The following is an 11,922-nucleotide window of genomic DNA, read 5'->3' on the forward strand; positions in this document are numbered from 1 at the left end:
CATGCCTTACCAGGTCAAGAACACCAATATCGCCGACGTATTACTGCTCGAACCCAAAGTCTTCGGTGACGAACGCGGGTTTTTCTATGAGAGCTTTAACCAGCGAGATTTCGAGGCGGCGACTGGGCTATCAGTCCATTTCGTGCAAGACAATCACAGTCGATCCCACCAATCAGTACTGCGCGGACTGCATTTCCAAACCCAACACCCACAAGGCAAACTCGTGCGCGTCATCGCTGGTGAAGTGTTTGACGTTGCAGTTGATATTCGTCCCGAATCACCCACGTGTGGCCAATGGACGGGTCATCTGTTGAGTGCCTCAAACAAACACCAGCTCTGGGTTCCACCAGGACTGGCACACGGCTTTGTGGTCTTAAGCGAGAACGCCGAGTTTTTGTACAAGACAACTGACTACTATCACCCAGAATATGAACAAAGCATCGTCTGGAATGATCCTGACCTGAACATTCAATGGCCAATCAACAGTGAACCGTCCTTGGCTGCTAAAGATCAGCCCGGCGCTGCAATGACCATGGCACAGTGGCTTGCCAAGCAGTAGTCACACCACCATGACCCATCACATCATGGCTGCGATTTCTGCTCATGGGTTTGGGCACTTGGCTCAGATAGCACCTGTGATTAATGCCTGCCAGAGATTGTCCGACCAGGGCGTAGCACCTGAGTTTGAGTTGACCTTTCGCAGCACGTTGCCCAGGACACAAATTGCCGCACGCGTGCCACGCCCATTTCATCTTGATATAGGTGCAGATGATTTCGGGATGGTAATGCTTGATGCTTTGCGTGTTGACCTCTTGCAGAGTTTGCAACGGTACGCCATCTTGCACCAACGCTGGGATGAGCATGTAGAGACCCTAGCCCAGCATTTACAAACACGACGGCTGACCGGCGTATTGGCTGATGCGCCCTATCTGACACTGGCCGCTGCCAAAGCAGCCAACATTCCCAGCGTGGCGATCTGCTCACTCAATTGGGCTGAAATTCTGGAGCAATGTGTCAGACGCGACCCCGAGGCTACCAAAGCAGCTGGCGTGTCGGCTGCGCAACTGACTCAAATCCTGCAACAAATGCGCGAAGCCTATAGCAGCACAAGACTGGTCATGCGCCCGCAGCCGGCCATTGATACCCCAGGGTTTAAAACCATGCTGATTGAGCCATTAACGGCCGGCGCCCCACCCTCAAAGCGCGCCGAGCTGCTGGCATGGATCAAGCAGCAAACCAACTATCTGACGGCTGATGAAGATTGCTGGATTGTGCTCACGAGCATGGGTGGCATTAACTTGCCCCTGCACCCCGAGAGCTGGCCAACCACCTGCATGGGCCGTAAGCTCATTTACTTGATGGACCGTGATTTGGTCGGGCATTCATCGCATGCGATTGGGTTTGATCTAAACCGGTTTGATTTTGCGGTGATGATGGCGTCGTGTGATGTTGTGCTCACCAAGCCAGGCTACGGCATGTTTGTCGAAACTCGGGTCAATCGCAAACCCTTGCTATACCTCGAACGCGACCAATGGCCAGAAAGCGACTGTCTAATGCAATGGGCTCATGAACAGATGCATGCCCGCAAGATTACATTGCAACAAATCGCTACTGGTGATTTTGCCGATGAGCTCGCTGCGATGCTGCAACAACCGACAGTTGACCAAGCTGATTTCAAAGGTTCTGAAATCGCTGCCAATCTCATCACTCAACATCTACTGGACAGCTAATTCACCGATCAACGACTGGCCAGCAAGGTGTAGCCATCGATATGACCACTGGCTTGTAGAGATTGGATCAGGTTGTGCTGGGAAGCAGCCCGACTCTGCAAATCGACTTCAATCACATATCGGCCATCTTGCTGTGACTGACTCACAATCACACCATGATGGTTTTGCAGCTGTGCCACGACCATCTCATGATCCGGGTCAATGCCCTCGGCCAATGACAATCGCACATCAGCCTGTCCATCCAGACCATCTGCATGTAATAAACCTGGCGGCAATGTACCTACCCCCAGAACCAGAGTCGCTGTGACTGCGGCCACACCCATACCGCTGAGTGCCATGAGCCAACCGCTGAACCAACGATTATGGGAGGGTAGGGTTTTGATCTGGGGCTTTGCGTTACTTAATCGTGCTAACAAGCGATTGATACGCGCGGGATCGGGCGCTTGTTCAGGGGCCAGCGCTTGGACGGCTTGTTGGATGCGCTCACTGAACGCCACCGAGCTCGACAAATCCGGTTGTTCGCGCAAGGCATCTTGCACGAACTGACGATCCGCATCGGCTAACGTGCCGTTTAAATAAAACGGCAGTAACTCTTCAAGCCGCTGACGTTCATTGCTCATCAGGCGACCCCATCATTTAACCGTCTACCCACACACTCAGCCAGTTTGGATTTGGCATGAAACAAGCGGCTCTTGACAGTGCCAGCAGCACATTGCTGCTCAAGGGCCACTTGCTCCATGGACATCTCCTCAAAAAACACCCAGAACAACACTTGCCGATGGACTTCAGACAAGCGCTGCAAGCACCGATGAATAATGGTGTTGACTTGCGCTTGCTCAAGCTGATCCAGTGCTGGCCAGGCCGGATCCACTAGCCCATCGAGCAGCGTCTGGTCATCTTGCGCACCAATTGCTGGCTGACGCTTGGCCTGGCGCAACCAATCATGACAACGGTTTTTGGCGATGCCAAACAACCAGGTCTTAAAGCTCGATCGCCCCTGGAAACTTGTCGGGTTTGAGAACACCACCATAAACGTGTCATCCACGATTTCCTCGACAGCGGCTGAATCGTCAACATGCAGACGCACAAAAGCAGTCAAGCTGCCATAAAACCGACGATAGATAGCAACCACTGCCGCTTGATCACCTTCACGCAAGCGCGACAAGCAATCGGTAAGATCTTCGTCGGTGACTAATTCGATGGGAGTTTCAATTGACTTAGGCGTCATGCAGTTGGAGTTTGTTCATGCTGTCACGGGTGTGATCATACCGTGACAGCATGACAAGCCGGTTTAACCGCACGCATCAACCTAAGAACGCCCCCCACTGTGCCGCCGCAGATGCATCCAAAGCCTGGATGTTTTGCAGGGACATATCGTCTGCAGTCACACCTTGCAACACGTAGGTCTGATCATTGGATGGCAAACCAATCACGACCGATCCGGCCTGCTCAGACAAGGTGAATGAATCACCGCCAATCCAGCCAAAGTCAAGCTTGTCAGTCTGCGGATCAAAGTCCAGGATCGTATTTGAACCCCATGACCAGTTGATCGTAAAGACCTCAGCATCGACAGACCCAGACTCACCAGTCACCGGCTGGCTTACACCCTGCTCAGGCACGACTGGCAACTCCGGTGGCGTATAGACGTAATCCACAAAACTATCCATCAGGCCATTGCCACCGACCACCACGTCTGCTTGTAATGCAGAGGCCGCCGATATCTCCTCGACCGTCGCCCCTTCATACCAACTGCGATACGCCGCATTGGTCAGGCTCTCTGGCCCTTGTGTCACATCACCCGACAAATCCCAGAACATCATGCCGCCCAGACCCTGGGACTGCGCCCACTGCGACTTCAATGCAATCGTGGTTGGCGTCTCAAATGTCGAGTAAATGCCTTCAGACTCGCTAAAGACATAGGCAGCTTGCGCCTCATCATCCCAATAGAGAGTCCAGTCAGAATCGGGATCAAGCACCTTGTCCACCACATCTTTATAGTCGTAGACACCGCGCTCAAAGGATCCTGGTGCCAACTGGTTGGTCACCTCTTGCCAGCCACCATCGCCATCTGTATCAGTCACCCCGGCCCAGGCTCGGGTGTAGGCAGGCGCACCGAGGACGATCTTATCTGCTGGCACACCTGCCTGTTTGTACAGATCAACCGCAGTCACGATGTCGTAGTCACCACCAATGGTGTCAAACATCGGCGCCTGATGCCCCGTGATGTTCTCCCAGCCACCATGAAAGTCATAGGCCATTAAATTAAAGAAGTCGACATAAGGCGTCAAACCTTCCAAGTTGAAATTGGCAATCTTGTCTGAGCCCGCTGGTGAAGCCACTGAGATTTCATAGTATCGACCCGTCTCAATTTCCAGCGCATCCAGCCGCTGTCTGACCGCCTGCAGCAATAACGCATAGTTCTCACCGTCTTCAGGACGTATCTTGTTGGACTCCAAGCCGCCACCACCGGGATATTCCCAGTCGAAATCCAAGCCGTCAAACATGGTGTATTTCTTTAAAAACTCGACCGCCGAATCCGCAAAGTTGGCGCGGCCTTCAGCGGTGGCGGCCATGTCAGAGAACGGCCCCGACAAAGTCCAGCCGCCAACAGCAATCAGGTTCTTTAACCCTGGATTGGTGACTTTAAGCTCAGCCAATTGGTTGAAGTTACCAGCCAGTGTCTGATCCCATGTGTCAGCCACACCGTCAACACTCTCGTCAGCCCTGAAAGTTTTTTCTACAGCAGCGTAAGGATCAAACAAACTCATGCGACCTGAACTATCGATTTGCGCAAACGCATAAATCAAATGGGTCAAATCATCAGCCGCAATGTCAGCAATATCGAAATCACGGCTATAGATCGCCCACTCAGGGTAGTAGGCCGCAATAATCGGCTTGCCACTGGCATCACCCGTCACCGGCGGTGCAGGGTTGGTGGGAGTTGGGGTAATGGGGTCTGGGCCTTGCGTAACAGGCGTTTCTGGCTCAGGTGTTTCCTCTAGCTCAGCCTCAGGCTCTGGTTCTGGTGTTTCTAGCTGCGGAGTTTCCGGCTCTGGGGGCACCTCATTAACCGCACCGAGTACACCTTGCCATTTTGCGATGGTATTGCCATCGAGGGCATCAATATTGGCCATGGTGAGGTCTGCCAACGATACGCCTTGCAAGGTGTAGGTTTGCTGGTTACCGACCACTTCAATCAACACTGAACCGTTGATTTCTGACACATTGAAGTTGTCAGGGCCAAACCAGCCAAACTTGATCTGATCAGTCTGTGGGTCAAACTGCACCACGGATTGCTGATTCCACGCCCAAGTGACGGTGAATCCACCCGTCAATACATTGCCACTGCTGTTGGCACTGTCACCGGCAGGCGTATCGCTCACTGGACTGTCGTTAACTGCACTGTCATTCACACCCGCATCATTGAAGGCTTGCGTCCACAAAGCTTGCGCTGCGGCATCTTTGGCTACCACGTTGCGAGCGCTTAAATCGGCAAATGACACGCCCGTCAGTGTGTAAGTTTGCTGATTGGATGGGATGGAAATCACCACCGAACCGTTGATTTCGCTAAGTGTGAAGCTGCTACCAGAAAACCACCCAAAATCCAGCACATCGCGGCTTGGATCAAATGCGAGTTCAGCATGCTGACCCCAAGACCAATTGATGGTGTATACGGTTGTGCTTTGAACTGACACGTCTTTTCTCCTTGTCAACTAAGTCAGACTGGTCAGGCTTGGCGTGGACTATCGACGCCCTTTGAACCTGACCGTTACCTCTTGGTCGTTGAGTTCAGAGAAACGGTTCAAAAAATTTTTTTGTGTTTACTTTTGTTTTTTAACTAAGGAATTGTTGTGGCGCGCCAGCCCAATCGGCCCAATCCACTCAATGCAGGATGACACCAGAGTTTTCTGCGGCCGCCGGTGCTTGAGCTGCTTCGTTCATCCAGGCAGGCCAGGCTGACAAGGGCCATTCGGCTCTCATGTACTGCCCATGAACGATGGCCAACCATTGCCGCAGCAGCACGGGCGGCATGCCTAACTCCACCACTTGCTCGGCTTGGCTTCCCCTAAGCCTTAGTAGCACGCCTTGCTCCAAAGGTGTGACATCGACTTCGAGCACCAGCCACTCATGCACCGTTTGCGCTTGTTGAGCTTGAACCGGGACCTGCTCTTGCTCTTGGGATTGCTGCACGTGCGAGGCGACAGCCGCTTGCTGCGCAAAGGTTTGTTGTACTTCGGGTAACGGCGCTTGCGCGGTTTCCTGCTCCAACAGGCCCGCTAGATGTGACGCCAGTCGATCGAGCAACCGCCGGGTGATCCACATCACGGCAACTTCTTCATTAGGCAATGACGCGCTAATGCGTAACCTGTCTTCGTGGTCGATGTATTCCGTGGTGAAACGCTGAGCCACCGGCATCGTTAACTCTCCTTGCGCGAACTTTGCAAGGTTGCCTGCATCCAGTCAGGCATGTCAATCCCATGTTTATTGAATCCGGCCTTTAAGTTCTGTGCAAACCCCGGCGTGCGATCAAACTGTCGCTCTATGAAGAACAGTTCACGATAACGCGCTGGGTGCTTTTTATAGAGTAACGCGTCTTTCTCGAAAAACTTCGAGCGTGTTGCAGCCGACTCCCGCTCCTCAGAGCGAGGCAATGCCGGATGGAATACCTTGACCTCTTTGGCGTACATCACCATGCCAAGCTCCATCAGTCGCCAACCCAGATCAGTGTCTTCGCGGAAATGAGGCCGATCAAACTGCAAATCGAAACCACCGAGCAACTGAAATGCAGATGATCGAACAAAGAGGTTCGCCGTCATGAAACCCACACCCTCAAATCCCACGTTGCTCACAGGACGCCAATCAGGATCATGCATGTGATCTGAATAAATCAAACCTTCTAACCCCACCATATCCGGATGATTAAAGTAAGGTCGGGCGTTCATCAGCCAATCAGGTTGCGGCTGACAATCATCATCTACAAACGCGATGATTTTTCCCTGGGCCAGCATCGCACCCGTGTTGCGGGCTCTGACCGCTCCTTTGACTGGACTATGAAAATAAGTGACGGGAAAACCCAACTCTTCATGGGCCCGAGGATAAGGCTGAGCGCTCTGATCCACAATCACCACCTCAAAATCCCGCTCAATCTGTTGCTGCAGACGTGCCAACAACTCGTCGAGCAAGTCATGGCGCTCGTAGGTTGGTATCACCACTGAGAAATGTGGCAAAGGCTGGCCTGCCAGGCGACGCCTTGCATCTACAAAACAACCAAGCTGGCGCGAAATACGTTCCCAGGCATAGCCCTCTTCAACACACAGGCGAGCGTTTTGCCCAATGGCATCCCGTAAATCAGGATCCTGTAGGCGAACAATCGCTTGCGCAAAAGCATCGGCTTGCTGATCAACCACCAGAACCGCTTCTCGCCCCCCTGCATCAATACCTCGAGCACCCACAGCCGTGGTCACGGTCGGCAAACACATGGCCATGAAATCAAACATCTTGATGTTGGTGCCAGAGCCTGACATCATGGGGTTCACGGCAAAGTCACTAGCTTGTAACCACTGTTGCTTATCTGTCTCAGACAATCGTCCAGTAATTCGCACGTTGGGGTAGCTGGCCTTCATGCCCATGCCTACCCCGCCAGCAATCACCAGGGTCACATCCGGCACCAAAGGTGCCAGTTCCTCATTGATAAATTCTGCCGCCTCAAGGTTGGGGCCATAAGGACTGCCAATAAAAATACCCACCAATGAATCGCCCGACAAACCGAAAGCTGCGCGTGCACGGGTCTTGTCTTCCAAAGTTGGCAAAGGCTCGGCAAACGCCATCACGCCGTTGGGGACGACCCGCATTTTGTCGAGCGCAAAGCCATAGATACGGTTAAACCGCAAAAGATCCTCATGTGAACAGGCCAGAATCCAGTGCGCGGCGTTGCCGACTAAATTCTCATCATCGACCACTTGCCGCAAAACCTTGGCTTGGACTGGATCGCTTTCATCGAGCAACTGCGCTCGCAGATAGCCCTCCACATTGTGAGAGTCGTAGATCACGACTTGATCGGGACGCAAGCAGTCCTGAACCAATGGAAATATCCATGGGTGGGAGAAGATCGCTACATCAGCCTGGCTAACGTTGTCTCGGGCAGTCTGAACATACTGTGGCGACAAACTCGCCTGCTGACTAAACATCAAATCAATAACATTGGTACCACCTGCTTCACGCGCCATCTGAGCGGCTGCCTGGTGATGCTCATCACTTAAGGGCACATCGATTTCACGTAAGGTATTGCTAAGCATGTGCGAGCGATATGACTCGCCTGGCCAGTCATAAGTGCCGACATATGTACAGCTGCCATCATCACTGAGATTGTGATAAAGCCCCAAAAGACGCAATCGTCCCCCGCCCACTGGTGGATCGATCGGTTGCATGTCCAAAACGCACACGCTTGTGCCTTGGTCGTAGGTCATGGGTGTACCACTGAGTCCGGCCTGCACCAACTCACGAGCCACAGCGGGCCAATCCGGCATGGCGCTCACCCACTGCAAACCAGCAGCCCCCATGCGAGAAGCTGCCTCACGATCGTCATACAAGGCCTCCAACGCCTGCCGAACCGCATCAGCATTGGGAGCGGCAATCAAGCCATTGACACGGTGTTGCACAATCCGGGCAGGCTCACCCGAGTCACTACAGGTCACCACCGGTTTGCCTGAAGCAAACGCTTCAAGCGTGATGTAACCGTAGTCCTCATGAATTGGCACGAAAGGAACAGCGAGTGCGTTGGCATACAGTTGCACCAAGTCCTCGTCACTAATCCGCCCCAAGAACTCAATCCGGTCATCATCACCTGCGATTGATCGCAAGCGCTCGAGATCATCACCCGTGCCGGCGATCTTGAATTTGAAGGGGTAAGACGACTGTTTGACCGCCTCAATGATCAGGTCAATCCGCTTCCAGTGATGCAAGCGTCCCGGCAGAAAAAAATAATCTCCACAGACACCCTGCTCAAATCCCTCTAATACCAAAGGCGGATGGATGACGCCGGCAGATAGACCACGCCAGCGGTAGAGACGATCGGCAATCTCCTGACCAATCGCAAACCTAGCTCTGGCCTGCTTCATGGGCATAAGCTCAAGGCGATGCAACCTAGCGCGCTGCTCGTACAGTTCTGCTGTGGGTTGCGTAAATTGCGAATCAAACATGTCGTCGAATGACCGAACAGTGTGAACCAAATACACAACATGAGCAGGATGCTCGACAACATAAGATGGTGCTTTAGTCGAAATGACTACATCGAAGGCACTCAAATCCAACGCTTGGCAAGCGGTGTAGTTACGCAGAATAGTTTTGAAATCAGGCTCATCCGCAGGCAAATTAATGCGTTGCACGGCGCAACCAATTAACTGCAACCCCTCATACAAACCCTCGAAAAATCGTTCCGCACCACCCACTGGCCCAGCACTCGGACCTGCCGTGAGCAGAGCCACCTTCAACCCGGCATAATCAACCTGAACCTGCGACTCAACCTGCATCCGACTCCCCTCGGCTCTGCCCAAGCTCTTTGCGAATCGCTTGCAAGACTTCATCGGTGCTGCGTGCCGGCACTGCCGACAAATGAAAACCGCTCTGGCCTGCGATCTGCACTTGCGGGTTGTCGCGTTTCATCCAGGCCTTCAGAAAATCCGCCCTGATTTGACGGGTGCGCCGCTCGACTACCCAGCGATAGACAAACGGTATGCGGGCCACCAGCGGTCGTAAACGCTCCTTCAAGCCAGGTCTTCTGGCGACGTAGCGAATAGCATGCTCGATCGGATGTTTGATCAAAGGCAGGAGGTTTTTCACGGGCGAATCCTAGGCTTACTCGTTGGCTAAACAAACAAATCCGCTTGCCTGCAAACCAAACCATCAGATTGTAACGATTCTCACTGTGGCAAGCTGCGGCTTGCCAGAGCGACCATTGAAAGCCCTTTCACCTCAAAACAACTGTTACGTCCGCCACAGATCGAGTTGCGATGGTTGACTGAGCACGTCCTGTTGGTCTGTCAATCCACTGGCACGTACGCCAAGCAGACGGATCCGGTCGTGCCAGTCGATGCGCTTTAAGCAATCGGCCAGTGCTTCACGCAGTTGCCGAGCCCCCTGCAGAGGCACCTGCACACTGACATCGCGCGTCACCACAGAAAAATCAGCAAACTTCACCTTTAACCCTACGGTGCGACAAGCCAACGACTTGCGTTGCAAATCATCGGCCACACGTAAACACAGATTGTCCACAATGGCCGTTAATTCGGTCCGATCATGACGTACATGCAAATTGCGTTCAAACGTGGTCTCACGACTCAGTGACTTAGGCTGACGGCTGGTCTCAAGCGGTCGGTCATCCATGCCATGGGCAGCCTCGTGCAACCATCGTCCATAGTGAGCGCCAAACTGAGACTGCAGCTCTCCCACTGGAACCTGTGCCAACTGACCAATCGACTCAATCCCCAAACTTTTTAGCTTCTGAGTGGCTTTGGGGCCTATGCCATTGACTTTGCTCACTGGCAACGGCCAAATTCGATCTGCCAAGTCAGACATTAACAGCACCGTCAGCCCGTCTGGTTTATCCAGATCAGAGCAAATCTTCGACAACAGCTTGTTCGGCGAGATACCGATCGAGCAACTCAAGCCGGTAGCATCACGCACCGCCTGTTTAATCCTATCCGCAATGACTGCACTGGGTTCATCAAACTCGGTCAGGTCTAGATAGATCTCATCAATACCGCGATCCTCGATCACTGGCACCACCGACAGCACGGCCTGCTTAAACCGACGCGAGTAATCTCGATACGCCTCAAAATCTGCCGGTAGCAATACCGCATCGGGGGCCAGTCGTGCCGACTGCATCAAACCCATCCCAGAGAACACCCCGAAGGCACGCGCCTCATAGGTAGATGTTGTCACCACCCCACGCCCAACATAGTCGCCCAAACGCCCAAACACCCGATTACCAACATTGCCTTCAGGCGCAGGCACTCGTCTGCCGCCCACCACCACGGGACGGCCACGCAATTCGGGGTAACGCAACAACTCGACTGACGCAAAAAATGCATCCATGTCGAGATGAGCGATGCGTCGGGAAGATGACACAGTGAAAACACACCTGAAATAGATGGCTCACATTATGGCGAACAGATTTCAGCGCATCAAGAGTAGACTTCCTTAAAAAGGAAACCTTATCTACTTAGTCATAGACTTGATTCGTTTACGACTGCATTAGACCTTGTTAGGTGTGGCAAGCGCGACGCACCGTCGCTGCCTTCAGACGCAGCACGATCGAGGGAAATGCTATGGGAGTTTGATGCTATCTGGTTAGCTGATGAAGTCAATCGACGCGGCAACCTCAGCAAGAGTGAGCGTGCCAACAACATCGACTTCAAGCAACTTCTCATAGGTTTCGTCTGCACCATCGAAGCCGTTGCCGCCTTCGACGGTAATGATACCTAGTTCATACGCATTGTCGGTGGTGTTAAACCAAACAATCAAAAGTTCATCCCCGTCAGCGAAGGAACCACCATCAATTTCTGTAATCGCGGCCCCATCCACTGCAGTTTGCAGTGCGCCAATGTTCTCATAGCCCACTGCCAAGTCAGCCGTGTTGGCGTGGATAGCAATGACGTTGGCGTTTTTCGTAGCCAAATTCGCAGCGCCGTCTGCAATGTTAACCGTTGATACAACACCAGCGAAAGTGCCAAAGAAAGCATCGCCATTCGCTTGATGCAAACTAAACTCACCAAAAGCCTGGATGGCAATGTTGTCACTTGTGGTGAAGTCGAGAATGTTGTCGGCTGTAGCTTTAACGTTGGCAACGTTGGCAAGGATAAAGGTATCTGCGCCATCGCCACCAATCAAAACATCCGCACCTGCGCCACCCGTAATCGTGACTAACCGTGCTAACCGTTTGTAATCGTAGAGAAAACCGTGTGTGCATCGTGCGTAAAACCGTGATGACAATGCTGTCGTGTCTTTTTGCCACAGCGATTAAAGATGTTTTTTCTGTGTGCTGTGTTTTGCAAAACTCAATGCGTATGGGTGGTTAGCGTACAGATATCAGGCAGTGCCTGACTGTACGCAGCGTTTCTTTCCGCCATTAACCGTTTTCCTCGCTGCAAACAGAACACACACTGCTGCTAAATGACTTTTGAGGTGGCAAGCA

At 52.8% G+C, this 11,922-nt stretch carries 10 protein-coding genes; 2 read left to right on the forward strand and 8 right to left on the reverse strand.

What is annotated here, in order from left to right:
* Position 1 precedes the first annotated feature (1 nt).
* Positions 2 to 559, forward strand: coding sequence for a dTDP-4-dehydrorhamnose 3,5-epimerase (gene rfbC / locus DHf2319_RS12975; RefSeq protein ID WP_243478771.1), 558 nt, complete (start codon positions 2 to 4; stop codon positions 557 to 559).
* Between the two features lie 10 nt (positions 560 to 569).
* Positions 570 to 1,730 (forward strand): hypothetical protein, encoded by a 1,161-nt coding sequence (locus DHf2319_RS12980; protein WP_243478772.1) that lies wholly within the window; start codon positions 570 to 572, stop codon positions 1,728 to 1,730.
* A gap of 8 nt (positions 1,731 to 1,738) precedes the next feature.
* Here DHf2319_RS12980 and DHf2319_RS12985 read toward each other — a convergent pair whose 3' ends face one another.
* From DHf2319_RS12985 to DHf2319_RS13020, 8 genes are all read right to left on the reverse strand, one after another.
* Positions 1,739 to 2,350: a hypothetical protein gene (locus DHf2319_RS12985; protein ID WP_243478773.1), complete on the reverse strand. Its 612-nt coding sequence runs from the start codon at positions 2,348 to 2,350 to the stop codon at positions 1,739 to 1,741.
* Positions 2,350 to 2,958, reverse strand: coding sequence for an RNA polymerase sigma factor (locus DHf2319_RS12990; RefSeq protein ID WP_243478774.1), 609 nt, complete (start codon positions 2,956 to 2,958; stop codon positions 2,350 to 2,352). Before DHf2319_RS12990 ends, DHf2319_RS12985 begins: the two co-directional genes overlap by 1 nt.
* A 76-nt stretch (positions 2,959 to 3,034) precedes the next feature.
* On the reverse strand, positions 3,035 to 5,425 hold the full coding sequence (locus DHf2319_RS12995) for a glycoside hydrolase family 18 protein (RefSeq protein WP_243478775.1): 2,391 nt from the start codon (positions 5,423 to 5,425) through the stop codon (positions 3,035 to 3,037).
* 187 nt (positions 5,426 to 5,612) lie between these two features.
* Positions 5,613 to 6,146 (reverse strand): hypothetical protein, encoded by a 534-nt coding sequence (locus DHf2319_RS13000; RefSeq protein ID WP_243478776.1) that lies wholly within the window; start codon positions 6,144 to 6,146, stop codon positions 5,613 to 5,615.
* A gap of 2 nt (positions 6,147 to 6,148) precedes the next feature.
* Positions 6,149 to 9,259 (reverse strand): glycosyltransferase, encoded by a 3,111-nt coding sequence (locus DHf2319_RS13005; protein WP_243478777.1) that lies wholly within the window; start codon positions 9,257 to 9,259, stop codon positions 6,149 to 6,151.
* Complete coding sequence (locus DHf2319_RS13010) at positions 9,249 to 9,569, reverse strand: hypothetical protein (protein WP_243478778.1); 321 nt, start codon at positions 9,567 to 9,569, stop codon at positions 9,249 to 9,251. The genes DHf2319_RS13005 and DHf2319_RS13010 overlap by 11 nt, the downstream gene beginning before the upstream one ends.
* 144 nt (positions 9,570 to 9,713) lie before the next feature.
* Entirely contained in the window at positions 9,714 to 10,856 is a 1,143-nt protein-coding gene (gene dinB, locus DHf2319_RS13015; RefSeq protein ID WP_256462163.1) for a DNA polymerase IV, read from the reverse strand.
* A 222-nt stretch (positions 10,857 to 11,078) separates the two neighbouring features.
* Complete coding sequence (locus DHf2319_RS13020; RefSeq protein ID WP_243478779.1) at positions 11,079 to 11,720, reverse strand: calcium-binding protein; 642 nt, start codon at positions 11,718 to 11,720, stop codon at positions 11,079 to 11,081.
* Positions 11,721 to 11,922 lie beyond the last annotated feature (202 nt).

The sequence above is a fragment of the Orrella daihaiensis genome, assembly GCF_022811525.1.
In the GTDB taxonomy this organism is placed as follows: Bacteria; Pseudomonadota; Gammaproteobacteria; order Burkholderiales; family Burkholderiaceae_B; genus Algicoccus; species Algicoccus daihaiensis.